The sequence below is a fragment of the Paenarthrobacter sp. A20 genome (genome assembly GCF_024168825.1).
In the GTDB taxonomy this organism is placed as follows: Bacteria; Actinomycetota; Actinomycetes; order Actinomycetales; family Micrococcaceae; genus Arthrobacter.
Genome location: NZ_JALJWH010000001.1, coordinates 13,844 through 39,207, shown reverse-complemented (window position 1 = coordinate 39,207; position 25,364 = coordinate 13,844). Strand labels below are relative to the sequence as shown.

General features: G+C 63.2%; 22 protein-coding genes. 8 read left to right on the top strand and 14 right to left on the bottom strand.

Translation table 11 applies throughout. The annotated features are described in order from the left end of the window. Nucleotides 1–49: 49 nt before the first annotated feature. On the top strand, nt 50–928 hold the full coding sequence (locus J3D46_RS00170) for a MurR/RpiR family transcriptional regulator (RefSeq protein ID WP_159705853.1): 879 nt from the start codon (nt 50–52) through the stop codon (nt 926–928). A gap of 19 nt (nt 929–947) precedes the next feature. Here the strand turns inward: J3D46_RS00170 and J3D46_RS00165 are convergent, their stop codons facing one another. Beyond that, nucleotides 948–3,620, bottom strand: coding sequence for a Tat pathway signal sequence domain protein (locus tag J3D46_RS00165; RefSeq protein ID WP_253464405.1), 2,673 nt, complete (start codon nt 3,618–3,620; stop codon nt 948–950). 139 nt (nt 3,621–3,759) lie between these two features. On the opposite strand from J3D46_RS00165, the gene J3D46_RS00160 reads away from it, so the two are divergent. The 3 genes from J3D46_RS00160 (at nt 3,760) to J3D46_RS00150 (ending at nt 5,300) form a co-directional block, all read left to right on the top strand. Further along, nucleotides 3,760–4,125: a metalloregulator ArsR/SmtB family transcription factor gene (locus tag J3D46_RS00160; protein ID WP_231341970.1), complete on the top strand. Its 366-nt coding sequence runs from the start codon at nt 3,760–3,762 to the stop codon at nt 4,123–4,125. Further along, nucleotides 4,122–4,619, top strand: a complete 498-nt coding sequence (locus J3D46_RS00155; RefSeq protein WP_253464402.1) for an SRPBCC domain-containing protein — start codon at nt 4,122–4,124, stop codon at nt 4,617–4,619. Before J3D46_RS00160 ends, J3D46_RS00155 begins: the two co-directional genes overlap by 4 nt. Nucleotides 4,620–4,721: 102 nt before the next feature. Next, the gene (locus J3D46_RS00150) at nt 4,722–5,300 is read left to right on the top strand and encodes an adenylate kinase (RefSeq protein ID WP_253464397.1); all 579 of its coding nucleotides are present in this window, start codon (nt 4,722–4,724) and stop codon (nt 5,298–5,300) included. A 195-nt stretch (nt 5,301–5,495) separates the two neighbouring features. Here the strand turns inward: J3D46_RS00150 and J3D46_RS00145 are convergent, their stop codons facing one another. The 3 genes from J3D46_RS00145 to J3D46_RS00135 are packed head-to-tail and all read right to left on the bottom strand — an operon-like array spanning nt 5,496 to nt 8,130. Beyond that, on the bottom strand, nt 5,496–6,068 hold the full coding sequence (locus J3D46_RS00145) for a flavin reductase family protein (RefSeq protein WP_253464394.1): 573 nt from the start codon (nt 6,066–6,068) through the stop codon (nt 5,496–5,498). A 2-nt stretch (nt 6,069–6,070) separates the two neighbouring features. Beyond that, the gene (locus J3D46_RS00140) at nt 6,071–7,117 is read right to left on the bottom strand and encodes a methionine synthase (protein ID WP_253464391.1); all 1,047 of its coding nucleotides are present in this window, start codon (nt 7,115–7,117) and stop codon (nt 6,071–6,073) included. Nucleotides 7,118–7,137: 20 nt separating this feature from the next. After that, nucleotides 7,138–8,130: a DUF1852 domain-containing protein gene (locus J3D46_RS00135; protein ID WP_231343273.1), complete on the bottom strand. Its 993-nt coding sequence runs from the start codon at nt 8,128–8,130 to the stop codon at nt 7,138–7,140. Nucleotides 8,131–8,250: 120 nt separating this feature from the next. Between J3D46_RS00135 and J3D46_RS00130 the strand changes: the two genes are divergently transcribed. After that, entirely contained in the window at nt 8,251–9,192 is a 942-nt protein-coding gene (locus tag J3D46_RS00130; RefSeq protein ID WP_231343272.1) for a LysR family transcriptional regulator, read from the top strand. A gap of 45 nt (nt 9,193–9,237) precedes the next feature. On the opposite strand, the gene J3D46_RS00125 is transcribed toward J3D46_RS00130, so the two are convergent. The 4 genes from J3D46_RS00125 to J3D46_RS00110 are packed head-to-tail and all read right to left on the bottom strand — an operon-like array spanning nt 9,238 to nt 12,580. After that, nucleotides 9,238–9,978 (bottom strand): glycosyltransferase family 2 protein, encoded by a 741-nt coding sequence (locus tag J3D46_RS00125; protein WP_231343271.1) that lies wholly within the window; start codon nt 9,976–9,978, stop codon nt 9,238–9,240. Then, nucleotides 9,975–11,333 (bottom strand): PIG-L family deacetylase, encoded by a 1,359-nt coding sequence (locus tag J3D46_RS00120; protein WP_253464389.1) that lies wholly within the window; start codon nt 11,331–11,333, stop codon nt 9,975–9,977. Before J3D46_RS00120 ends, J3D46_RS00125 begins: the two co-directional genes overlap by 4 nt. Continuing rightward, nucleotides 11,327–12,403, bottom strand: a complete 1,077-nt coding sequence (locus J3D46_RS00115; protein WP_253464387.1) for an acyl-CoA dehydrogenase family protein — start codon at nt 12,401–12,403, stop codon at nt 11,327–11,329. Before J3D46_RS00115 ends, J3D46_RS00120 begins: the two co-directional genes overlap by 7 nt. A 30-nt stretch (nt 12,404–12,433) precedes the next feature. Beyond that, entirely contained in the window at nt 12,434–12,580 is a 147-nt protein-coding gene (locus J3D46_RS00110) for a hypothetical protein (protein WP_253464384.1), read from the bottom strand. An 80-nt stretch (nt 12,581–12,660) separates the two neighbouring features. On the opposite strand from J3D46_RS00110, the gene J3D46_RS00105 reads away from it, so the two are divergent. After that, the gene (locus tag J3D46_RS00105) at nt 12,661–14,958 is read left to right on the top strand and encodes a bifunctional SulP family inorganic anion transporter/carbonic anhydrase (protein WP_253464381.1); all 2,298 of its coding nucleotides are present in this window, start codon (nt 12,661–12,663) and stop codon (nt 14,956–14,958) included. Nucleotides 14,959–15,074: 116 nt separating this feature from the next. On the opposite strand, the gene J3D46_RS00100 is transcribed toward J3D46_RS00105, so the two are convergent. After that, the gene (locus J3D46_RS00100) at nt 15,075–15,659 is read right to left on the bottom strand and encodes a hypothetical protein (protein WP_253464378.1); all 585 of its coding nucleotides are present in this window, start codon (nt 15,657–15,659) and stop codon (nt 15,075–15,077) included. A gap of 94 nt (nt 15,660–15,753) precedes the next feature. Here J3D46_RS00100 and J3D46_RS00095 point away from each other — a divergent pair, with 94 nt between their 5' ends. Further along, on the top strand, nt 15,754–16,350 hold the full coding sequence (locus tag J3D46_RS00095) for a DUF1992 domain-containing protein (protein ID WP_253464375.1): 597 nt from the start codon (nt 15,754–15,756) through the stop codon (nt 16,348–16,350). 81 nt (nt 16,351–16,431) lie between these two features. On the opposite strand, the gene J3D46_RS00090 is transcribed toward J3D46_RS00095, so the two are convergent. Together J3D46_RS00090 and J3D46_RS00085 are read right to left on the bottom strand one after the other, a co-directional pair. After that, nucleotides 16,432–17,769 (bottom strand): ammonium transporter, encoded by a 1,338-nt coding sequence (locus tag J3D46_RS00090; RefSeq protein WP_253464372.1) that lies wholly within the window; start codon nt 17,767–17,769, stop codon nt 16,432–16,434. Between the two features lie 170 nt (nt 17,770–17,939). Continuing rightward, nucleotides 17,940–19,166: an MFS transporter gene (locus J3D46_RS00085; RefSeq protein WP_231341610.1), complete on the bottom strand. Its 1,227-nt coding sequence runs from the start codon at nt 19,164–19,166 to the stop codon at nt 17,940–17,942. A gap of 160 nt (nt 19,167–19,326) precedes the next feature. On the opposite strand from J3D46_RS00085, the gene J3D46_RS00080 reads away from it, so the two are divergent. Next, the gene (locus J3D46_RS00080) at nt 19,327–20,058 is read left to right on the top strand and encodes a glutamine amidotransferase (RefSeq protein ID WP_253464369.1); all 732 of its coding nucleotides are present in this window, start codon (nt 19,327–19,329) and stop codon (nt 20,056–20,058) included. Between the two features lie 264 nt (nt 20,059–20,322). Here the strand turns inward: J3D46_RS00080 and J3D46_RS00070 are convergent, their stop codons facing one another. The 3 genes from J3D46_RS00070 to J3D46_RS00060 all read right to left on the bottom strand — a co-directional run bounded on the left by J3D46_RS00070 (nt 20,323) and on the right by J3D46_RS00060 (nt 25,328). Next, complete coding sequence (locus J3D46_RS00070) at nt 20,323–22,389, bottom strand: FG-GAP-like repeat-containing protein (RefSeq protein ID WP_253464362.1); 2,067 nt, start codon at nt 22,387–22,389, stop codon at nt 20,323–20,325. A 136-nt stretch (nt 22,390–22,525) separates the two neighbouring features. Further along, nucleotides 22,526–24,721: a transglycosylase domain-containing protein gene (locus J3D46_RS00065; RefSeq protein ID WP_253464359.1), complete on the bottom strand. Its 2,196-nt coding sequence runs from the start codon at nt 24,719–24,721 to the stop codon at nt 22,526–22,528. Between the two features lie 106 nt (nt 24,722–24,827). Next, nucleotides 24,828–25,328, bottom strand: a complete 501-nt coding sequence (locus J3D46_RS00060) for a sensor histidine kinase (protein ID WP_253464356.1) — start codon at nt 25,326–25,328, stop codon at nt 24,828–24,830. Nucleotides 25,329–25,364: the final 36 nt, after the last annotated feature.

The following is a 25,364-nucleotide window of genomic DNA, read 5'->3' as shown; positions in this document are numbered from 1 at the left end:
CAGAAGCGATGTATCGAAGTTACGGCCAAAGTGTGAGGTAGGTCAATAGGTGGAAGAAGATTTCGACTCGTCAACGTTGACCGAGTGGCTGGATAGTCGTGTCCAGGGACGGAAGCTCGCGGCACGCCAAATGCAAGTGATCGGCATCCTCCGATCCCAGCCCCGCCTTGCCTCCTACGGCTCGGTCAGCGACATCGCCGCAGTGGCCGCCTCGAACGCCTCGACCGTGACCAGAACCGCGCAAACACTGGGATTCAAGGGGTGGGCAGACTTCCAATTTGAGCTGCGTTCACGGTTTCTTGCGTCGCTGAGCGCAGTGGAGGTTGCGGCCGAACACAACGGCCACATCAGTAGTCCTGCACAGGCGGCGGTGTCCACCGACCGGGCGAACCTGGCGCATTTCGAGCGCACTTTGGACGCCCACACTCTTCATAATATTGCGGAGGCGATCGCGGGCGCACGGCAGACTTACATCGTTGCCGCGGGTAGTTACGCGATCCCGGGCAAAGCGCTGGAGCACAACGCGATCATCGCCGGTTACAACGTCCGGCTCCTCGACGCCGACGTCGCCGCCCTCACCAACGCCATTGCACGGCTTGGTGCAGAAGACCTGGTCATCGCCATCAGCCTCTGGCGGGTCTACGACAGCACCATGCGGGCCGTCGAGATCGCGCACAACCTGGGCACGCCCATCGTTTCCATCACAGACAGCGCGGGATCGCCTGTCGCGGTGCATGCTGATCACAGGATTGTGGTGCCCACTGAAGGCGCCGGCTTCTTCCCGTCCCTGACAGGTGCGGTGTCCGCGGTCCAGGCGATCGCCGTCGAGCTTGCCTCCCTGGACCGTGAGCGTTCCAACCAGAACATCGCCGCCTCGGAGCGGACCTGGGACCAGATGCGGATCATGCATCCGCGAAGCAGTTCCTAGGTCCGCGCCCAGGCAGGACTTACGACGCCGGGACCTCCTGCGGTGCATCGGCCGCCGCCGGCAGGTGGTGGCCGACCAGGGCCAGGTTCTGGATAACGGCCAGGCCGAACTGGGCGGTGTCGTTGGTGGACACGGTAGGGGCTTCATCGACCGGCTGAAGCACGTATGGCGGCAGGATCTTCTTGAGCGTGAAAGCCTCGGTGTGGTTCAGGTTCTCCCCGCCCTCGGCAAAGCTCTCCCACGCCAACTCCGCCAGTTCCGGCGAACCCAGCCGGGCCGCGGCATAGGCCGTCAGCCGGCTGTGCGCCTGGGTGAGGTAGATGCCCGCTAAAGGTTGGCCCACCTCTGCGACCTGCTCCTCGGGGGTGGCCAGGAAGAGCCGGCAATACTGCATCCAGGCTTCCTCGAAGTCCTTGTCCGGCACCAAGCTGATCAGTTCGCTGCAGATTTCCACCAAACCGAACACGGCACTCAGGTGCGAGACGCTGATGACTTCCCTGCCGGCGTCGAACCTTCCTGCATCCAGGTCGTACAGCGCCTCGCCCGTCAAGAAGCCATACTTCAGTGCGCCGATGTCTGCCATGGTTCCGAGGAGTCGATCCCGTGAGCGCGGGTTGCCGGTACGCTCCCAATCGGTGAGCCACGTGGCGGCCAGGGAGCCCCAGTCCGTACCCAGCCCGACGCCCAAGGCGCCGCGGTCCGGACGGTACGTATCGGCGTCGGGCCTGACTTTGCGGACGGGGTCCAAGCCGAGGAAGTTCTGGTCGCTGTCCACCAGTTCGGTGAGGAGATCGCCGGTGCGCTCATCCGCGGTCAGGTAGTAATAGAAGCGCCGGTAGGTCGGCGTGCTGATGCGCAGCTGCTTGGCGCTGCAGCCCCAGTGCTGGACGTTGTGCCGTGAACCCAATCCGCGCCACGGACCCAAGTGGTAGACATCCACCTCACCGGTGTGGCGGGTCATGGCCTCGGCGTAGCGGAAGACGTCCGCACGGCCTGTCCGCAGGTACATGTACCAGAGCCAGAGATCGGGGGAGAGCTCAGAGTTGTCCCACGCGTAGCCGCCCACGTCGTAGCGCCACACGTGCCGGTCGGTGTCGTAGGTGTGCATGACGTCGCCGTAGTTCCAGAATCCGTACCAGCGGCGCTGTTCGGTCTGGCCCTGGTAGAAGTCGAACAGGAAGTCCAGCTTGTCTTCCAGCTCCGCCCTCGCCGGGGTGCTGCGGTCCACCGGCGCCCAGTCACCAAAGACGCCTGCCGCGTGCAGGTACTCGGGCGAGGGCTGCAGCAGCGGGGGAGTGGACGCGGCCCGGGCATCCGCGGAGAGATTCTCCGTACTGGGGGTCGAGTCGTAGGCGAACAGCGTCAGTTCGTGCGTGCGCGCGATGCCCGTGGGGTTGCCAAAGCCCGGCTCGTAGTCCTCGTACGTGATTTCGAGGCCCTCAAGCTGGTCCTCGAACGTGTCCTGGCCCAGGCCGTCGTGATAGAAGCGGAGGTCCATCGGCTGGGCTTCGGGTGAGTAGAGCCAGGCAGTGACCGTCGCCTGATCGGTGGCTGCCCCGCGGATGTCCAGCTGCCCAGGGTGGGACTGCCAGAAGTCCCGGATGCCAACACCGAAGCCGCCACGGGCCTCGCTCAACGAGCAGAACCCGGCCGCCCTGGTGCCACCCGAAATCCCCACCCAGCCGTGGCCGGGAGCAGTCCGTTTGCGCAGGTCAAAGCCGTCGGCTGTCAGTTGCGTGAGGGTGTAGTCGTTCCAGCTCGGGATGAGATGGAGGCGCTCGGAAACCAGCGGACTCCATTCGCCCAGTGGCGGCGTTGGACGGCCGGCGATCTGCGCGGCGCGTACTTCCTCGCCGGGATCCCGCCGTAGCCCGGTCAGCCCGCGGACGGCCTCCACCAGGAATCCGTCGTCGGCCCCGGCGATCCGGACATGCCGATCATGCAGTTCGCTTTCCAAGGGCACCGTGAATTGGACGCCGAGCCCGGCAAGGAAATCCTGGTCGGCGTCGCCGTCCCAGATGAACGAGTGCATCATTCTCACGCTGCGGGCGCCCGCGTAGAAGTAGAAGCGGACGGTGAACGGGAGCCATTCCTTGGTGCCGTCATCGGCGCGGTGCGAGCCCTCCACCTTGACCACCGCGCGGACGGGACCAGCCTGCTCCACGGTGACGCTGGTGGTGTGGCCGGTGAAGCCCGTGCGGGTGGTGGTACCTGTACCCTCGGCCAGCCCCGACTGCAGCAGGCTCACCAGGCGGCCGTCTTTTGCCACCACTTCATTGGTGCGGCGGAGTTCGCTGAACAGGGAGTCGCCACTCCTGTGCAGGACCATCTCCAGTGTGCCCGTGGACACGGTGATGGTCCCTTCTTCTTCGGTGACCGTCACCTCGGTGGAGCGTTCGACGGCGGCTGCCGCGCCGCCGTCGTTCGCTTCAGTCGGGTGGGTGACGAAGTAGGTGTCAGCGGGCTGTTCCGTTGCGCCAAGGGCAATGCCGCCCCACTTCAGCGAGCCATCGGGCCAGGTGGCAAGGGGCCAGGTTTGGGCGTTGACGGCGCTGCCGTTGGAGTCGAGAACCTTGAGTGCAGCCGCGTCGTGCACGGTGCCGCGTTGGAACGGCATTCCCCACGTCGTGCCGCCGCTGAGTCCGGCGGGCGGTTCGCCATCGATCCACGTGATCGGGGCGTGCTGAGTCATGGTCTATTCCACCTAAGAGTCTGGGAAAACGCTTTCTTGAGACGTTTCAATAACTTACCCGTGGTGGTGCGGGGCCGCAAGGGGTGGTCAAGCCCTGGTCCATTGACACTCGTCCAGCCCGGGCGTATCCTACAACCAAATGGTTGTAGATCAGCTCAGTCCAGTACCCGAACGGGACCTCGAACTCGACCGCCTGTTCCAGGCATTGTCCGACGCCACCCGCAGGGACATCGTGGCCAGGGTGACGGCAGGGGAGTACTCGGTCTCCGGGTTGGCTGCGCTCTACGCCATGAGTTTCGCGGCCGTGCAGAAGCATGTTGCGGTCCTGGAACGGGCCTCCCTGGTGACAAAGGAAAAGCGTGGGAGGGAGCAGATTGTGCGGGGGAATCACGATGGACTGCAAAAAGCCCGGCATCTGTTGGACCACTTCGAAATAATCTGGCGGCAACGGGCCAGCCGGATCGCGGACATACTCGCTGAAGATGACGAAAGGGATCTGCCATGACTGTTGTCAGCTTAAGCAAGGATGCTGAGGCCCTGAGCTTCACCATCGTGGCCGAATTCGATGCCGAGGTGACGCGCGTCTGGAGGATCTGGGAGGACCCCCGGCAGCTCGAACGCTGGTGGGGACCGCCAACCTGGCCCGCCACTTTTGAAACCCACGAGTTCACTGCCGGGGGCAAGGCCGCCTACTACATGACCGGCCCGGACGGTACCAAAGCCCGCGGTTGGTGGGAGTTCACTGCCATCAACGCCCCGGACCACCTGGAGTTTGACGACGGCTTCGCTGACGAGAAGGGTGAGCCCGTTGATGACCTCGGCATCACGCACGCCGTCGTGAAGCTCGAGCCCGTGGATAGCCGCACGCGAATGACCATCACCTCCAGCTTCGAGTCCGAGGAACAGATGCAGAAGATGGCCGAGATGGGCATGGACGAAGGAATGCGTGAGGCGATGGAGCAGATCGATGCCGTTCTTGCGGAACCGGCCAACGTCTGACGACTGAACCGAAAGCAAAAAGAAGCCGACGACGGCGGGTGCCTCCCGCCGTCGTCGGCGTATGGTTTAAGTCCCGGCTGCCTCTCGAAACGGACCAGTGTCATGGCGCGATTGATCATCATGGGCCCTCCGGGTTCCGGTAAAGGCACTCAGGCGGAGCACATCGCCAGGCATTTTGGGATCCCCGCTATTTCCACAGGCGATCTTTTCCGCGCCCACGTCCGGGACAAAACGGATCTCGGCCTGGAGGCGGGCGAGTATATGGATCGGGGTGAGTTCGTGCCGGACCACGTCACCACGGACATGCTCAAGCAGCGTATGGAAGAAGCCGATGCCGGCGACGGGTTTTTGCTGGACGGCTACCCGCGAACGGTGATTCAGATCGGAGCCCTGGACGAGATGCTGGCGGTTCGGGGGCAGCCCTTGGAAGTGGTCCTGGCGCTCACGGCCTCGGACAGCGAGCTGCTGGCGCGTATGCTCCGCCGTGCTCAAGAGCAAGGCCGCAGCGATGACACCGAAGCCGTGATCCAGCGTCGGTTGGAGCTGTACCGGGACGAGACGCAGCCAGTTCTGACGGCTTATTCGAAGCGCGGGATTCTGTTGACCGTGGACGGATCCGGCGAGCGGGAAACCATTACGCAGGCCGCCATTGCCGCCGTCGAAGGGGCTCTGGCGGCTTAGCCGGTCGCAGGGATGTGTTCCGCGGCCAATGTGCGGGGTTGGGAACCGAAGCGTCGCATGCGTGCAGAGCAGGGTTGCATCCGGGCCCTTCAGGAAGTCGATGGACGCGCCAATGTTAACGAGGACGACGGCGGGAGGTATCCTCCCGCCGTCGTGCCCCGTTCGGCTTGCTGCATCGCATGGCTGGCGCGGCGCTCAGCCGCCATGCTTGGAATGCTCGCCCAGACGGTGCCATGAACGGTTGTGGTAGACCAGGGCGTCGCCGGGTTCGCCCGCTTCGATGTCACGCATCACGCGGGACTCCAGGGCATGAACGGCGATGATTGTGGAGGTCCCCACCTCCATGCGATTGATGACGGCGCAGCGCACCCAGGCACGGACGTCGTCATACACCGCTTCGCCGGTTTCAAGGGTCGACCAGCGGTGCGTCTGGTCAAAGCGGTCGGCGCCGGGGGTCGCTCCAAACTTCGCCAAGTCGACGTCGTGCGCGTCCAGCAGGTGCACGACGACGGTTTCGGCGCGTGAAAGCACCTCGGACGCTGAGGACAGTGCCGAGACCGAGAAAATCAGCAACGGAGGTTCCGCACTCACTGAAACCACCGACGACACCGTCAGAGCCACCGGTCCTTCGCCGGCATCCGCCGTGATGACGGCGACACCTCCCGGGTGGCCACGGAACAGTGCTTTGAAGTCGTCGGCCGAGAGGGACTGCGGGAAGGTTTTCTTCGGAGCCCCGAGCCAAGTGTCGGTGGGATAGGCATGAAACATCGTTAGGACACCTTGTGCGCGGAGCGCTCGAGTTCCTCGCGAACGATTCTCGTCCCTGCGCTGAGGGCACTCAGTTTGGCCAGTGCCACGTCCCGGGGGAACGGTGCCATGCCGCAGTTGGAGCTGGGGATGAGCTTGTCCGCATCGACGAACTGCAGGGCCTTGCGAAGGGTGTCAGCGACTTCCTCCGGGGTTTCGATGGTCTCGCTTGCGACGTCGATTGCCCCGAGCATGACTTTCTTGCCGCGGAGGAGCTCGATGAGGTCCATGGGCACGTGGGAGTTCTGGGATTCCAGCGAGATGATGTCGATGCTGGAGCTCTGCAGCAGCGGGAACGTTTCCTCGTACTGCCGCCACTGGGAGCCGAGCGTCGCCTTCCAGTCAGTGTTCGCCTTGATCCCGTAGCCATAACAGATATGCACGGCTGTCTCCACACGCAGCCCTTCTACCGCTCTCTCAAGCGCAGCCACGCCCCAGTCCTTGACCTCATCGAGGAAGACATTGAACGCGGGCTCGTCGAACTGGATGATGTCCACACCGGCCGCCTCCAGTTCTTTCGCTTCCTGGTTCAGGATCGCAGCGAACTCCCAGGCCAGCTTCTCGCGGCTCTTGTAGTGGTCATCGTAGAGCGTGTCCACCATGGTCATTGGACCGGGAAGAGTCCATTTGATCGGCCTATCTGTGGTTGCGCGGAGGAACTTCGCGTCTTCGACGAATACCGGCTGCTCACGGCGCACCGCTCCGACGACGGTCGGCACGCTTGCGTCGTAGCGATCGCGGATGCGCACGGTCTTGCGCTGTTCAAAGTCGACCCCGCTGAGATGCTCGATGAAGGTCGTGACGAAGTGCTGGCGGGTTTGCTCGCCGTCGCTGACGATGTCGATGCCGCGTCGGCTCTGCTCGTGGATGGCAATGCGCAGCGCATCCTGCTTGCCCTCAATCAACGTATCTCCGTCCAGCTTCCACGGGGACCACAGAGTTTCCGGCTGTGCGAGCCACGATGGTTTCGGCAGGCTTCCGACAACGGTGGTGGGCAAAAGTGTGTTCATGATTGACGATTCTCCGTGGGTCAGTTGACGAGAGCGGGGTATTTGGCGGTCCACTGGTCCAATAGATCCTTGTGGGGCGTGATGAAGTGTTCCTCCGTGTACTTCGCCTGAGTGATCGCGAGCTGACTGCGCTCGACGCGGTCGTAGGCGATCTGGGTCCGCGAGTAATCCTGCTCTCCCAGGCTCGGCTGATAGACGACGGCGGCGGCGGAGTTCGCGTTGTAGACCTCCGGGCGGTAGATCTTCTGGAACGTCTCCATGGTGCTGATCGTGCCGATGAGCTGGAGGTTGGAGTAGTCGTTGAGCAGGTCGCCGCGGAAATAGAAGGCGAGCGGCGCTACGCTGCCGCGTGGCATGAAGTAGCGGACCTGCAGCCCCATCTTTGCGAAGTACGCGTCCGTCAGCGAGAACTCGTCCTGCTGGTATTCGACGCCCAGGACCGGGTGACGGTTCTCTGTTCGCCGGTACGTCTTGCTCGTGGAGACGCTGATGCACACCACTGGCGGCTGCGGGAAGCGTTCCTGGCACGCCGGGGAATCGAGGAATTGCTGGAACAGTTTGCCGTGAAGATCGCCGAAGTCCCCGGGAACGGTGGGTTTGCCTGACTCCGCTGCTGCCGCTGGCAGCACGACGCTGAAGTCGAAGTCACGGACGTAGGAGGAGAAGTTGTTCCCCACGATCCCTTGGTGGCGGACCCCGTTCAGCTGGTCAACGATCTGGATGTCGAGAACCTCGAACAGCGGGAACTGCTGATCCGTACCTTCCGCAGTGAACTCAATCTGCACGGAAACGATCTCAAGCTCGAGGGTGTAACGGTCCCGGTCCGGGTTGTCCCAGCTTGCGAGATCGTTGAAGCGGCGCCGAATCATGGTCAAGGCGTTGCGGAGGTTCTCCTGGCGGTGCTCGCCCCTCGCCAGGTTGGCGAAATTCGTCGTGATCCGGGAGCCCTCCGACGGGGAGTAGTCCTCGTCGAAGCGGGTCGTGCTGATGCTGAAGGTGAAGTCGTCTGCCATGTGCTGCCAATCCGTTGATGGGCCGGAGACGGCCTTTCAGAAGGTGATGTATCCATGGTGCAGCCTTCCCGAAGGTATCGGGTAACTTGGCATTACTATGCATTCATATAGACTTTTCCTATGCCCCAGCTTTCGAGCGGACTGACCCTGCAGCAGCTCCGCTATTTTATTGAAGTTGCCGCTGAGGGGTCGATCTCCGCGGCTGCCGATCTTCTCTACGTTGCGCAGCCGACAATGTCCGCAGCGATGAAGGATCTTGAGGCCCGGGTGGGCCGTGCTCTCCTGGTCCGCTCCGCCCGCGGGGTAACCCTCACCGCCGACGGGGTAGAGTTCCTCGGCTACGCGAGGCAGGTCGTGGAGCAGTTCGCTCTCCTCGAGCAGCGCTACCTTGGCAGGCCACCGAGGCGACGCCTGCTCGGGGTGTCAACGCAGCACTACTCGTTCGCGGTGGACGCCTTCGTCCGGATGGTCAAGGCCTCTGATGTGGCCGAATACGAGTTCTCGCTGCGTGAGTCCCGCACCTGGGACATCATCGAGGATGTCCGAACGCTGCGCAGCGAGATCGGCATCCTCTACCGGAACGATTTCAACCGGAAGATCATCGACAAGCTGCTCCGGGAATCCGGACTCGCGTTCACTCCGCTTTTCCTCGCCGATCCGCACATTTTCATTTCACGAAACAACCCGCTCGCCTTAAAAGAGCGTGCGACCCTCGATGATCTCGCCGGCTTGCCGCGGCTAACCTTCGATCAAGGTGCGAACAACTCTTTTTACTTCGCGGAGGAGATTCTCTCCACCATGTCCAGTAAGCAGGAGATCCGGGTCTCTGACCGTGCCACGATCTTCAACCTCATGATCGGGCTCCACGGCTACACGATCTCGACGGGCATCATCAGCGGGCAGCTCGACCCGGAGATCGTCGCCATCCCGCTCGACGTTGACGAACGCATCGAGATCGGCTGGATCGGCCACGCAGCGATTCCGCTCACCGACCAAGCGCAGCACTACCTCAGGGAATTGCGGGCCGTCGTCGCTGAGTTCGGCGTAGCGCTGCTCGACTGACCGCAGTTGAGCGGGCGGGTCATTACCCCTTCAGTGATTGGACACTTAGCCCGTCGCAGCCGGAAGTTCCGCGCCCAAGGTGCGAAGGTAGGCCGCGAAACCCTCCGGCGCGCGGGCCTGCATCCGCCCGGAGGTCACCACCCTGGTAGTGTCCGTCGCGGTGACCACGAATCTTTGGCCGCGGAGCTGTTCCACAAGGACCCGGTCTTCGTGGGCCCGCACCTTCGGGAACCCGCCCGCCGCGAGATACGCCGAAGCCCTGATGCCCAGGTTGGCTCCATAGATGTGGGGGTGGTCCTCGCGGAACGGGTGTAGCTCCAGCCAGCGCCTCAGTACTGCCGGATCTACGTCGTCGGGGTCTGGTTCAACCGAGCCGAGGATGGCGTCGGCTCCTGCGTTGGCCAGCTCCACTTGCCGCACCAGCCAGTGTTCCGGGACCGCGGAGTCGGCATCGGTGGTCGCCAACCAGGTGGTCGCTGTTCCGTCTCCGGGCATGCGGTCCAAGGCGGCCCGGATGCCGGCGTCGCGGCTGGCACCGGTACTCCGCATTTTCACGTCCACGGCGCCGAAACGGGGGTCGGCGGAAACGTACGCTGCCGTAATGTCAGCGGAGCGGTCCGTGCAGCAGTCCAGGACCACGACGATGGAAACGCTGGTTCCCGGTCGCTCCCGCTGCAAGGCGTCCGCTGCTGTCTTGAGTGCCGCGAGGGCCTTGCCGATATGCCGGTCCTCGTTGTGGGCCGGGATCACCACAATGACGCTGGTAATGGTTTGAAGGTCCGTCATGGCGAAGTGTCCGGTGCTGTGAAGACTTCCAGCATGAAGTCCTTCTCCTGATAGAGCCCGTGGGTTGGCCAGCCGAGGTGGGTGCGGGCCATGGCATGCACCGACTCGGCGTCCAACTCCCAGCCGGAAATCGGATGCCGCCAATGGCACAGAAGCAGTGTTCCGCCGGGCGTGGTGGAGGCCTGGATCCGAGCCAGGAGCTCGGTGAGTTCTTCCGGTGACAAGTAGTAGCCGGTCTCTGACAGGACCACCAGATCAAACGAGCCCTCCGGCCACTCCTGGGGCATAATCAGGTGTTTGACCTCCGCTGTCGGGTACGTCGCGAGGCGCTCCGCTGCCTGGGCCAAGGCTGCACTGCTGGCGTCCACTCCCAGGAATGTCCGGCAACGCCGGGCGAGTTCTTCGCTGAGGGTGCCGATGGAGCAGCCCAGTTCCAATCCGGACTCGTAGCTTTCACGGGGCAAGGCAGCCAGGGTCAGTGCCCGTTTGCGGCGCTCGTACCAGCTGGTGGTGTAGCTCCAAGGGTCCTCTTCGCGGCGGTGGACCTCGTCGAAGATCCGCTCGGCGTCCGCGGCGCTGTTGTTGCCGGCCTGGGAGGGGTGCCAGGCGAACGTTTCCCATGGCCGTTCGAAGTGCTCCAGGAACGTCCCGGAAAGCAGCGTCTCATCGCCCGGTCGCCCTGACAGCGGTTCCGTTTGCGAGGCGTGGGCGCGCATCGCTTTGGCCTTGGCTTGCTGTTCTTCCTGGCTCAGGGGCACGCGTACCCAACCATTCCAGGCGGTGTCCCCAGTTCCTGCCCACAACCAGTACCAAATGGGGTATTCCAGAAGTCCGTAGCCTTCTTGTGCTGCGAGGTCCGCGGCGACCGTCCCAAGGGTGTCGTGGTCCGTATGGCCGTCGGCGCGAAAGGGGGCCACGATGACCACGTTTTCGGGCTGTATCCCAGCGGTGTTCTCCCGAACTGCCGCTTCTATGCGGTCTGCGTTTGCTGCCAATTGCCCATCCGGGAGTTCCAGAAACCGCCAGGTCGCCCTGGGTGCCAGCCCGGACACCGCCGTGTCGAATTCAGTGAGCCTGACAGCGGCAAGCTGTTCCGGCGTCGTGGTTTGCGAGTCCGGATGCGATGCCTCGCCTGCGGTGCAGAGGACCAGTTCGATCGCGGCCCCGGCCGCGTGCAGTCTGGCCAGAAAGCCGCCGGCGCCGAGCGTTTCGTCGTCTGGATGCGCGGCCACCACCACGAAGGTCAGGGCCGCGAGTTCGGCTGTATCGAGCGGTAATTCGGGGAGGGCAGCAACCCCGGCCGCGGCCCATTGCTGCTCGGACGTACCAGTGTCTGCGTGCGAGAACGTCACCATGTCCGGTCTCCCTTGAGTGTCAGCCCGCCCAGCTGGGCGTCGTCGCGCATGGCGTGATGCTGCCGGATGTACAGGGACAGGTCTGCCATACGCTTGCCGTACGTTTCGTTGAACGCCAGCGGCGCGGGGCCGAGGTTTTGCGTCACCACTGTTTGGACACGCTCGACGGCGGCGGCTACCGTTCCGCGGATGCGCAGGGCTTCGCTCCAGGCGCTGGGGCCGTTGGTGTCAGCGCCGCTGTCCAGTTCGCCGGCGTCGATTCGCTCTGCCGCTTGGGCCAGGTACCCGGTGACGGACGTGATGATCCTGTCCACCTCGCCAAGGGAGGCGAGGGCGATTTGATCCGGTTCCCTGCCGTTGTCGGCGCCCTTCGCCAGCGCGGTCTTGAAGTCACGGGCCACGGCGACAGCTCCGCCCAGCCAGCACGCGGCCACGGCCATGCCTCCCCACGCGAAGCCGGGTCGCTTGAAATACCAGTTCTCTCCGCCAATAGGGGTTGCGGGGACTTGGTCGAAGTGGACGGTGCCGCTGGGAATTTCCTGGAGGCCGCGGCTGGTCCACGGCGGTGTTTCGCAGGACACTCCGGGGTCTTTGAGGTGCACGGCGAAGGCGGCCCGGTTGTTGTCCTCGGTGTGCGCTGTGATCACGGCACCGTCCAGTTGGGCGGCGAGCGAGCACCACGGTTTGGATCCGTTGAGGACGTAATTCCCGGCGTTGTCGCGTTTTGCCTCGAGCTTCAGGCCGGGGCCTTCGGCGGCGAAGACACCCCAGGCGCCCTCCGGCTGGTTGTGATTTCCGGCCTGCTCCAGAATCGCCACGGCATCCAAGTGAGGCTCAAGCACCCGCCCGGCCGCCACGTCCACGCCTGTGACTGATGCCAGGAGCTCCCAGAGCTTGGCGGTGTTTCCCTCGCCGGGCTTCGGGGCCGTCAGCCCGATTTCCTTGGCGATGGCAAGCAGTGCAGGGACATCGCCCACGGCTTCCCGCACCTTTTCCAGCATGGGCTCGAGCGCCTGCAGTTGAACGGGCTCGGAACTGATGCGTACGGACTGGGATTCGGTGTTGCTCATGATGCCAAGCCTAAACTAAGTAACCTTAGGTTATGCGTGCGGAAGGCAAATGAACGACGGCGGGAGGTGCCCGCCGTCGTCAGCCTGGCTCACGACCCGGAACGCCCCAACGCGCTCCACCCCCACGAAAGTTCCCGTGGGTCCCAACATGAAGCGCATCTTCACAGCTTTTGTCACGCTTGTCACATCTTGTTGTCATTAACGGTGACAAGTTCCGTAGCTTGGAAGGGTCAGCATTCCCAAGCTCAAGGATCACCATGCCGCAGCCCAACGATTCCGCAACCGTCCCCACTGACTCCCACAGCCCGCCGGGAAAGAACCCGGGCAATGTTGCAGCCAAGCCAAGCTTCCTCAGCAACCTCGGAGCGGACCTTCCCGCATCCCTCGTAGTCTTCCTCGTCGCACTCCCTCTTTCCCTGGGCATTGCCGCCGCCTCCGGAGCCCCCGTCATGGCCGGGCTCATCGCCGCAGCGGTCGGCGGCATCGTCGCAGGCAGCCTTGGTGGTTCCCCACTGCAGGTGAGCGGCCCCGCAGCCGGCCTGACCGTCGTCGTTGCCGGTCTCGTGGACGAATTCGGCTGGGCGGTGACATGCGCCATCACGGTCGGCGCCGGCGTCGTGCAGTTACTCATGGGTGTCAGCCGTATTGGCAGGGCCGCGCTGGCAGTGTCGCCCGTGGTGGTCAAGGCGATGCTCGCCGGCATCGGCATCACCATCATCCTGCAGCAACTCCACGTGCTGCTCGGCGGCCAAGCTGCTGGGTCCGCCGTCGAAAACCTAACGGCCCTGCCAGCGGCCATCACCAACGTGGAGCTGCACTCGGCGTTGCTGGGGCTTGCCGTTGTTGCCATCTTGATGGCCTGGAAGTACTTGCCGGCAGCGGTGCGAAAAGTGCCTGGCCCGCTGGCCGCCGTCGTCGCCGTCACTGCCCTGTCCGTGGCGGTGGCTCCAAACGTTGAGCGCATCAGTTTCAGCGGCTCCATCTTCGACGCCATCGCACTGCCAAGCCTGCCCGACGGCAACTGGCGCGCAGCGGGCATGGCCGTCATTACCGTGGCCCTGATCGCGAGCATCGAATCGCTCCTGTCAGCGGTCGCCGTCGACAAAATGCACGGCGGCGCGCGCACCAACCTCAACCGCGAACTGGTGGGCCAAGGCTCCGCCAACGTTGTCTCGGGCATGCTCGGTGGCCTCCCGGTGACCGGCGTGATCGTCCGCAGCGCCACCAATGTTGAAGCCGGGGCCGCGAGCCGCACCTCCGCCATCCTGCACGGCGTCTGGGTCCTCGTCTTCTCCGCCCTGTTCGCCGGGCTCATCCAACTCATTCCGCTGTCCGTGCTGGCCGGCCTCCTGCTGGTCATCGGCGCGAAGCTCATCAAAGTCGCCGACATCCGTACCAGCCTCCGCACCGGCGAGCTCCTGGTTTACAGCGTCACCCTGGTGTGCGTCGTGGTCCTCAACCTGCTCGAAGGCGTCATGATCGGCCTGGCCCTCGCCGCCCTGTGTGTGCTGTGGCGCGTTCTCCGGGCGCAGATCAATGCCCACGCGCCCGCCGGTTCGACCCTGCCGTGGCGCGTCACCATCGCCGGATCGTGCAGCTTCTTCGCCCTGCCCCGGCTCAACCGCGTCCTCCATTCCATACCCGAAGGCCAGGACGCCGTGGTGGAACTCAACGCCGATTACCTGGACCACGCCTTCCGCGAAGCGCTGGTGGCCTGGCAGAAGCAGCACCGCAACACCGGCGCCTCGGTGGTGCTGGAGGAACACGGAACCACCGCCTTCACCGATGCTGAGGACAACACTCCCCAGCGGCAGGATCCGCGTGAATTCCCGCTGCCGCCGCGCACGTCCTGGCTGCCTGCTGAGGCGGTCACCCCGGCAGGGGACGACGACGGCGGGCGGCTGCCGCTGCGGTCAGTCCTCCTGGGCATCGACAAGTACCACCGTCGCCACGCGGACAAGGTCAGGCCACTGGTTCAGGACCTCACCGAGGGACAGAACCCTGACACGCTGTTTGTTGCCTGCGTCGACTCACGGGTCAACCCCAACCTGATCACCAGCAGCGGACCGGGTGACCTCCTGACGCTCCGCAACATTGGCAACGTGGTGTGCAGCGACGGCCGGGATGCCTCCATTGATTCAACGCTGTCCTTCGCAGTCAAAGCGTTGTCCGTGGACTCGATCGTGATCTGCGGGCACTCCAATTGCGGTGCGATGAAAGCCGTCATTGCTGATGCTGAGGGTTCTGCACCTGCCCTGGGCGCGGGATTCGATTCCTGGCTGGAGCATGCGCGTCCCAGCTACTCGGCGTTGCTCGCCGGCCACCCTGTTGCCCGCGCTACCGACGCCGACGGCTACAGCCGGCTCGACCAACTGAGCATGGTGAACATTGCTCTGCAGCTCCGCAAATTGGAGGAGCACCCTGTCACCGGTCCAGCCCTGGCTTCCGGTCACGTGCAGGCCACGGGGTTGTTCTATGACATCTGCACCGCCCGGGTGGTGCTGGTGACGCCTGAGGGAATCGAGCAGCTGGATCCGAGCATGGCTGTCCGTTAGACCCTGTGGTTGCGGTGCGCCACCACCAACTTTGAGCTATGGACAGGCCCCGACACGCCACTCTGACGGCGCGTCGGGGCTGGTTCGCCTTCAAAGTGGGTGGTGGCGGTACGGGCTCAGGCGCCGGCGTCCGGTAGGCCCTTAACAAACTCCTCGATCTTCGCGAACACGTTTGCTTGGGCCGCCTGCGAAGCCCGCCAGTCATTCGGGATCTGGAGGGAATGGTCTGCGCCCGGGATTTCCACGAACGTCCCCGTAGTTTCCGACTTTCGACCACCATCCCAGAGTTTGTCCTCGGATCCGCCGATGAAAAGGTCGGCCTTGTCCGTGTGGCTGATTGTCTGCCGGACAGTCGTGTCTGTCAGCAGCGGCGTGAGCCAGACACCTGCCGTCTGTGTTTCCTCGGCCCAAGGAATCGCCAAGGTCCCGAAGGACTTTGCAACCACCAACCGCTGGCTTGCTGCGGGGGCGGCGGCAAAAGCCTGCTCCGCCGCCCGCGCCACGAAAGCATGCGGGGCAACTCCGGGCTCGTCATCGGCAGTCCACCTGACCGCTTGGACATGCCAACCCAACGCCGCGAGCATTTCGCCAACCCAGAAAAGGACCGGGCCCTCAACCGGGTACCCCGATCCCGGCAGGAGCACGGCTACCTTGGTCTCTGTGGACTCGTTGGTGGCTTTGGACCATGTGAAGGACTCCATCGCCCTATGCTAACGGGCGCCAACGTGCGGAATACTGTACCCAGATCCATGATGTCCGGCAGGCGAGGGCTGTCGGGCGGGGAGGTGGCTGAACGTGAATGCCGGGAACAACGCCTTCAGGCGAAAGCTTGAGCGTGGCGCGGAACTAAGGGCAGTGCGTGGATGGGGTGGCAGTGCCCAGGAGGACGCAGAGCTCGAAGCTGCGGATGCCGAGGAACGTGACAAGCGCCGGAAGGTGGACGACGCTGCCCGCGCTGAATACCTGATCCGCGACGCCATGCAGCAAGGCAAATTCGACAACCTCAAGTACGCGGGAAAACCCATCCCAGGGCTGGGGGAGCACTACGATCCCGACTGGTGGGTCAAAGGCCTCATCCAGCGCGAACGGCTCAGCGGCATCGGCCCTCCGGCCATTTTGCTGCGGATCGAGGACTCCGAACTCGACGCGAAGCTGGACCAGCAGTACACGGACAAACAGGTCCGGGACATTCTTGAGGATTTCAACAAACGCGTGATCGAGGCACGGCGGCAATTGCAGGGAGGCCCTCCGGTGATCACCAATCTCCGCGATGTGGACGGTGAACTGGAACGTTGGCGTGAGCGCCGGGCAGCCGTGGCTCCTCTTGAGCCCGAACCCGCGCCGGACACCAAGCGAACATGGTGGCAGCGACTTTGGAACGGCTCCGGCTAACCCAGTTGGGTGGTGGCGCACAACAGCAGCCGACGGCGGGACTGACGTTCCGCCGTCGGCTGCTGTTTGTTGATGGTGCCGTTAGGCGAAGCTGTCTTCCTTGGCGTTCGGCTGGGTATCTTCGGAGACGGGCTCTGGCTTCCGCCTCAGCATCGAGTACAGGTGCGCCTGCTGCTGGCGGAAGTGGCCGTGCGCGGTGAGGCCGAACTCGTAGGCGGACTCGGCATGCTGGGTGAGATCCACACCGGTGACTTCGTGCTCGTGGGCCACGCGGAATCCGATGGTCTTGTGGATGGCCCGGCCGATGACCAGGGTGCCCAAGCCGGAGAGGGCAATGGTGATCAGGACGGCCATGGTCTGTGCAATGAGCTGCTGGGGACCGCCACCGTAAAGGAGGCCGCCGCCAACGCCGTCCACAGGCAGGGCGATGAAGCCCAAGGACAACGTACCTATGACACCGGCCCCGAAGTGCACGCCCACAACATCCAGGGAATCGTCGAAGCCGAACTTGTATTTCAGGTCAACGAACACTGCGCAAGCGGCGCCGGCCACGAGGCCCAAGCCCAGGGCGGCAAGCGGGCTGATGTTGGCGCAGGACGGGGTGATCGCCACGAGGCCGGCCACTACGCCGGACGCCGCACCAAGGGAAGTCGGGTGTCCGTGCCGGATCTTCTCTACGACGAGCCAGCTCAGCATAGCCGCGGCCGGGGTGACCAGGGTGTTGACCCAGATGAGGCCTGCCTGCTCCACCGTGGTGGCAGCACCGCCGTTGAAGCCGAACCAGCCGAACCAGAGAATGGCTGCGCCGATCATGATGAACGGGACGTTGTGCGGGCGGTGGTTGGGGTCTTTGGCGAATCCGTGACGCTTTCCCACGATCAAAGCGAGGACGAAAGCGGCGGTTCCGGAGCTGACCTCAACCACTGCGCCACCGGCGAAGTCGATGACCTGGCCGAAGATTTCAGTGAGGGCGCCGCCTGCACTCATCAGGCCACCGCCCCAGATCATGTACGCCAGCGGGCAGTAGACCACCGTGACCCAGATCGGCACGAACAGTGCCCATGCGCCGAACTTGGCGCGGTCGGCGATCGCACCGCTGATCAGGGCAACGGTGATGATGGCGAACGTTGCTGCGAAGCCTGCCTTGATGAGGTCAGGTGAGCCCATGAGGTCCTGGAGCCCGAAGTGCGCGAACGGGTTGCCGAACAAGCCGAGGAAACCGTCGCCGGTGGTCATGGAGTAGCCCCACAGGACCCAGACGACACCCACGATGCCCGCCGAGATGAAGCTCATCATGATCATGTTGAGCGCTGCCTTGGCGCGGGTCATGCCGCCGTAGAACAAGCCGAGGCCCGGGGTCATGAATAGCACCATTGCCGATGACAACATCAGCCAGACGTGTTGCGCAGAGATCTCCACCTGCGTTCCCTTCAAGCGTGTCCGAAACGGGGCCGTTGTTGCACGGCCCTTGCTAGCCCCCCGATCAATATTCGGTGAGCTATGTTTCCGACTCAGAAGAGCTAAGTTGCAGGTAAGTTACAGAAATCCCGGATTCGTGAAGATCACGTCACTAGCGTGTTTCGGGAATGTTAACGGCGTTTCTCGCGACCCCCGGCAGGATAGCCGCCGCGACGGCTGGCGATGATGATCACCAAGGCAATCGCAGTGGGAATCGCGGCCGCCAACGGCACCCATTGGGCACCCGCCGTGGTCAGGGCGAAGGCCCCGTACACAGCCCCGACGGCGATACCCAGTTGGATGGTCACCACGGTGAGGCCGTTGGCGGCATCCTTATGTTCACCGCCGGCACGGAGAATGGCCGCCTGGTTGTAGATGCCGACCGCTCCGAATGCGATACCCCAGAGTGTCATCAGTCCGAACGCGCCCACCCAGGTGCCGCCCAACGCGGGCAGCAGTGCGAAAGCAAGCGTCAAGAGTCCGACGGCGGCAATCACCGAGGAGCGCGGGCGTGAATCCGCGGTCATGCCGGCAATCCAGATTCCCACCAGGCTGGCGATGCCCACCACTGACAGGGAAAGGCTCGTAGCGGATTCCGGCAGCCCGGAGGCGAGGAGGAATGGGGCAACGTAGGTGAAGAGCGTGAAGTGGGCCAGCAGCAAAAGCGGCCACGCGATGGCGACGGCGATGACCCCCGGCAGCTTCATGGCTGCGCGGAGCGACGGGGTCTTCTGGTTGCCAGGATCGTGTGCGGCGGGGAGGAGCCAGAAGGCCAATACTGCCAGGAGCGCACCCACCCCGGCGAGCACCAGGAACGAGGCCCGCCAGGTCATGAGCGAACCCATCAACGTTCCGATGGGAGCACCGACGGCCAGGGCGATGCTGTTACCGCTGAAGACTACGGCCATGGCCTTGCCCACGGAGTGTGCGGGAACGATGCGCGCCACATACGGCGCCATGCTGGACCACAGCATGCCGTGGGCGATGCCGCCCAAGAGCCTGGCTCCAATCGCCCAACCCAAGGTGGGGCTCAGGGCGAGCAGGACATTGCTGAGGGCAAACGCCAGAACGGTAGCGATGAGCAGGGTCTTCCGGGGCACTCTTCCGGCGAGGAAGCGCGACAACGGCAGCGCGGTGAAGACGATGATTGCTGCGTACACCGCAGTCAGGGAACCGACCGCCGATTCGTCCACTCCGAGGTCCCGGCTGATTTGGGGGAGCAGTCCCGATGGGAGCAGTTCGGTTGTCACTGCGGTGAAACCGGCCGCAGCCAGGACCAGAAGGCCACCCCACGGGATCTTCTTGGGGAGTTGCGGTGCAGCAGGTGCCGCCTCGGGCGATTGCGTACCGACGACCAAAGGGTCCTGCTTCAAAGGTGGCTCCTCAAGGATGAGTCATTTTTTCATGGGGGTTCCTACAACGTTATGCAGCCACGGCGATGCGAGGGAGTCTCTGTCAGAAACCCCCTTCGCTCCAACACACTTTGTCAGTCAGGCATTCCTCGCGCAGACTGGGCCTGTGAAGCCCTTCCTTTTGCTGGCCACCCGCGCTGAAGACGCCGCAGCCGATGACGAGTACCAGGCCTATCTCCGGTACTGCGGCCTGGAACCGGAAGAGCTTGTTCGTCTTCGGTTGGAATCCGGGCCGCTGCCGCCCCTGGATCTGTTGGACTACTCAGGCGTGATAGTTGGTGGCAGCCCTTACACCTCCAGCGATCCTGTGGAGGAGAAGAGCGCAGCCCAGATAAGGGTTGAAGCGGAGCTCTCGGCGTTGCTGGACCGGATTGTGGCCGAGGACTTCCCGTTCCTGGGCGCCTGCTACGGCGTTGGGACCCTTGGCGTGCATCAGGGGGCTGTGATCGATCGTCGCTTTGGCGAACCTGTGGGGCCCACGGAGATCAAGCTCACTGCTGAGGGAGAGCGGGACCCCATGCTTCGCGGTGTTCCGCACAGCTTCGAGGCGTTTGTGGGTCACAAGGAAGCATGCAGCGAACTACCCGAACACGCCGTGCTATTGGCCAGCTCGGCGGCCTGCCCCGTGCATATGTTCCGGATCAAGAACAACCTCTACGCCACGCAATTCCACCCCGAATTGGATGCCGACGGTCTCATCACCCGCATCAACATCTACAAGAACTCCGGCTACTTTCCCCCGCACACCGCCGATGAACTCATAGAATCGGCACGCCAGTCGTCCGTGACGGAGCCCATGCGCGTGCTCAGGAACTTCACGGAGCGCTACGCCCGCTAGCAATAACGTCGCGCCGCCGGGCGTTCAGCGTCTCCCGATGAGCGGCCACTTCAGCCGAAAACGGTGCCCTCAGCAAAGGTGCCAGGCAGGGATTGGGGGTGTTCCCGGCGTCGCCGAGGAAACGGTCCTGAGGAGTGGAGCCACGGCCGAACTCCGTGTCCACGCCCAAGGCGGCGTCGGAATTGAACCGGGCCACCGTGGCCTCCAGCCCCGAGGGGCTTACACCCGGATCCCGGGCCAGCAACTCAAGAGTGGGCGTGCACGTCAGCTGATAGCGGTCACCGAGTTCCAGCCTGTGCCGAGGTGTACCCGCGGAAGCCAGCCACCCTTCCCGTTGCCTGGGTAGAGCCATAGAGAGCCGGCAGCATCTATGGCGTGAACGTCGGCGGTGCCGTCACCGTTGAAGTCGCCGGCGCCGAGGATAGTGGTCATTCCGTTCCATCCTGAGCCAACCTGGACCCGGGGCATCCACCCGTAGGCATCCTTCCTCGGGTAGAGCCAGAGGTTCCCGGAGGAGTCCCTTCCCAAGAGGTCGGGATAGTTGTCACCGTTGAAATCACCTGGCGCCACGATAGCATTCATGCTGTTCCAACCGGAACCAATCTGGAAGGGGCCACTCCAGGTGCCGTCAAAGGAGCGGTTGTACTCCCAGAGGGTTCCAGACGAGTCACGGGCCACGAGATCTTCCTTGGAGTCCAGGTTGAAGTCACCGGGGGCAAGAACTGCTGTCATGCCGTTCCATCCGGGACCAACCTGGGTCCGGGGCGCCCATCCGCCCTTTCCATCCCCCGGGTAAATCCACAGCGTGCCCGAAGTATCCCTTGCGAGGACATCGGAATTGCCATCAGCATTGAAGTCCCCGGTGTTCATGGCCGACATGCCGTTCCAGCCGTAACCAACGGTTCGGAAGTCCCAGGTCCATCCACTCTTGCCGTTACCGGTGTAAAGGCTGAGTTCACCGCGGGCGTTGCGTACCAGGACGTCCGCTGCCCGGTCACTGTTGAAATCGTTCTTTGCCCGCTCGAAGCGCAGCATAATCGTGTCCGATATTGCCGACGGAGTCATGCCGTTGCCGGCAGAAACGCGAAAAGTGTAGTTCCCCGGAACTTCAGGTGTGCCGGTCAGTTCGCCGGTTTCATCGTTCAGTCTGAAGCCCAAGGGCAGTGATCCTTCGGCAACTGTGAATCGTGGTTCAGGAGAGCCGGTGGCTGTGAACGTGTGGGAGTACGGAACGCCGACCGTGCCCTTGCCTGGAGGTGCAGATGTAAGGGACGGCGCGGCGTCGTTGCCGTCGATCACCGTGACGTTGTCACTGTACGTGTTGGTGACGTAAACCCGCCCGGTAGTTTCGTTTACCGCGATTTGTGTGGGCGAGTATCCCCCGGTGGCAAGACGGCTGATGTAGCCGCTTCCACCGTCCACAACGGTCACGCCCATGCTTGCCTCGGCCGCGTAGATCTTGTTCCGCTTCTCATCCACGGCAAGTGCATAGGTGGAAGTGGGAAGCTTTGTGTACGAGAAGGCATCCTCGCCACCAACCACCATGAGGCTCTCTACATGGGCCATGGAGGCGTACGCCTTATTCGTGACCTCATTGACCGCCAAGCCGAAGCCAATCCGGTATTGCTCAAGGTTGGAAGGAACGTTTGTCTGCCCATCAATCACGGCGACGGGCCCGGCTCCACCTGCCACGTAGACCTTGTTGGTCTTCTGGTTGACTGCGATGAGCTCCGGTGCGTAGCTCCCGGGGATCGGGATATCAGTAGCTATATTGGTGGCTCCGTCGATGACGGTGGCAGATTTGCCGTTTGAAACCCCGGAGTTTGCTACGTAGATCTTGTTGGTCACTTGGTTGATCGCGATGTTCGACGGCCCCACGGCCGTTGGGATGACGGTGGTGGTCCCCGTCCCGCCGTCAATGACTGTGACATAGGGCTTCTGGTAGTTCGATACGTAGATCTTGTTGGTCTTCGGGTTGACGGCTAGCCTCAACGGCGCATCAACAGCGATGTCCGCCGTGACAGAACCGGTGATCCCATCAATTATTGAGACAGTGTCTGCGCCGAAGTTCGCAACATAGATTTTGTTGGTGGCCTCGTTGACTGCAACATCGTACGGATGGGCGCCTACTGTGATGGAGCTTGCGTTGTTGCTCGCTCCATCGATTACCGTGATGGTGTTGCCGCCGCGGTTGGCAACATACACCGTGTTGGTCACCTCATTGATTGCCAGACGCTCGGGCCCATCGCCGGTAGCTACGTCTGTTACCGGGAGGGCAGCTGAGGCTGGTGCCGCGAATCCGAAAAGTGCGGCACTGACAGCTATCGTCACAGACAGTCCAGCGCGTACAGAAGTCCCGAAACGATACACCGTCTACCCCCATGGATTATGTGGCCGCCGTGGCCCACGCGAAGTCTACCTGAGCCATTTGCGTGTGGAGTGGGCCCCGCGCAACGCAGGGCTCGCGCTACCGTCCCGTCAGGCGCGGGACGGCGGGCACCGTGGTGACGGGCGCGGGCGCCGGCGGGGGAGCGGGCGCCGCGAAGGGCCCGCTCGGGTACAGGGCCGTGGCTTCCACCATGTAGTTCGCCCACTGGGGGCCCGCGATCATGTAACCGTCCAAGGACTTGTAGAACCTGCCGTTGATGGTGACGTTTTGTCCCGCACGCTGTTGCCCCGCCGTCGTATCCCCGAAGAACGATGCCGTTGCAAGGGTGGTGGTGTAGCCGGCCACCCACGTGGCTCCGTTGTTGTTGGACGTGCCGGTCTTGGCGGCAACGGGAACCCTGGTGTGGACCTTGGGCTCAATCCACACACCGGAACCCATCTTCAGTACGTCCTGCAAAACGGCATTGACGCCCCTGGCCACCGCCGGTTTCACGGCCTCACGGCATTCGGGCGCCTGGGCTTCGAACTGGCGGCCCTGGGCATCGCTGATCCCGGTAATGGCGATGGGTGCGCAGTAGGTCCCGTCGTTGGCGAACGTTGCGTAGGCGCTCGCGAGGACGAGCGGCGCAACCCCGATGGAACCCAGCAGGTTGCCGATCTGGTGCATGTTCACGGGAGCATTGTCGAGCCCGCTGTGCAGGCCGACAGTGTCCACCATTTTCTGGATGCCGCAGAAGTCCAACTGGGCGGCCGTGGCGAACGTGGCGGTGTTGATGGAGTTGTACAGGCCGTAGTTGATGGGCATCGGGCGGTAGTAGCCAGCATCGTTGTTCTGCAGGTCATCGTCTGCGCCGAGATTCTGGGCCTTCTGGGCGCTGCTGTAACCGCCCAAAACCCTGCCGCAGCTGGAACGCCAGGGGAAACCTACCGGGTAAACCCTGCGGGAAGCGTCAACGACAGCGGTTGGGTTCTTGCCTTCGTTGAGCCACTCGGCATAGATGAACGGCTTCATGGTGGATCCTGGCTGGAAGCCTCCGGCGCCGTTGAGGTCGTAGCCGTTCCCGTCCTTTGCATCCACGTTGAAGTTCAGCTGGGTATCGTATTTTCCTTCTTGTGGAACGAAGACCGTGTTCTGGGCCATCGCCAGGATCTTTCCGGTGCCGGGCTGCACAGTCGTCATGGCGGCGCCCCACTTGTCCGGATTGTCGCCCGCGGAGGCGTCCACTTGAGCTTGCGCGGCGGCTTGGAGCCTGCTGTCCAAAGTGGTGGTGATGGTGAGTCCGCCGCGATACAGCAACCGCTCGCGTTCATTGACCGTTGAACCGTAAGTCTCGTCATTGAGGATGAGGTGGGAGACATAGTCGCAGAAGTAGGTGGCAATCGACGCGCCCGCGCAACCCTGCAAGGAAGGCGTGATGTTGAGCTCCACAGGACTGGCCACCGCAACACCGTGGTCCACCGCCGTGATCTTGCCTTGCTCCAGCATCCGGTCCAGGACGAGGTTGCGCCGGTTCAACGCCGCATCCGGGTCAACGGTGGGGTCGTAGATGCTTGGCCCGTTGACCAGCCCGGCAAGGAGCGCGGCCTGCGGCAGGGTCAGGTCCTTTGCGGACGTGCTGAAGAAGTAACGGGAGGCCGCTTCAATGCCGTAGGCGTCCCGGTTGAAGAAAACAATATTCAGGTACCCCTCAAGGATCTGGTCCTTGCTGAACCGCTTCTCCAGTTCCAGTGCGAGTTTGACCTCGCGAAGCTTATCTCCCATGGTCTTCTGGCCGCTGAGCACCACATCCTCAGGGCGTCCCTCGGACAGACGCGATTCGTTGAGCACGTTGGTGACGTATTGCTGTGTCAGCGTGGAGGCACCTTGCCTGGTTCCCTTGGTCAGATTGGAGCTCAGCGCTCGGATAATGCCCTGCGCATCCACACCGGCATGGTCATAGAAACGGTTGTCTTCGATGGCGACAATTGCCTCGCGGATGAAGGGAGACATCTGATCAAGGGGAACTTTTACCCGGTTCTCAGCGTAAAACGTGGCGATGTGCTGGCCGTCCGCTGTGACCACGGTGCTGGAGAGCGACGGCGAATCGACGTTCAGCTGGCTTGGCAGGCTCTCGTAGAATCCGATCGACCCGCCCACAGTGGTGCTGGTGAAAGCAACGACAGGCACCACCAGGCCGGAGATCAGCACGCCGCAAAGAATGCTGATGAAGAAGTACCCGAAGACCCTGAGGAGGACCTTGCCGAGACCGAGCTTGGGACCCTTGTTCTGCGCCATTTTCGTGCCATTCCGTCGGGATGTCAGGCTGAAAAGTAGCTACAGAATACGTCCGGCAACGCGCTTGGGCCATGCTTGGGAGCCCAAATCAGGTCCCAAATCGGACTCAATCCAGCGGTAGTGTCACCCTCACGCTGGTGCCCCGCCCGACTGCAGAGTCGATGTCGACTGTCCCGCCGGCGTCGTGCACTGCGATGGACATCAGCAACAGCCCAAACCCGTGCCGCCGGCCACTGGGCGCGGCGTGGATTTCAAAACCGCTGCCGTCGTCCGTGATGGTGAGCTGGATGCCGTGGTAGACGGCGTTGAGGCGCACAGTGAGCTCGCTCGCGTTGGCGTAGTTGAGGGTGTTGCTGAAGGTCTCCTGCGCCACGTGATACAGGAGCGCGGCGGCTGAGGATGAGATTTCGATGCCGTGATGCGGGGTGTGCCATTGCACCTTCACTCCGTTGAGGCGGAGCGGTGCAGCGAGCCGGTCGATGCATCCTGCGACGCCCAATGCGTAGAAGTCCACGGGGTGCTGGTCCTGGATGATGCCCTTGATGGACACCACCTCGGTTAGTGCTGATGACTGCTCCATTGCGTCCCCCACATCGATGTCTTTCATACTTGAGATTCGTTGCCGAAACCCCTCGGTATTGGT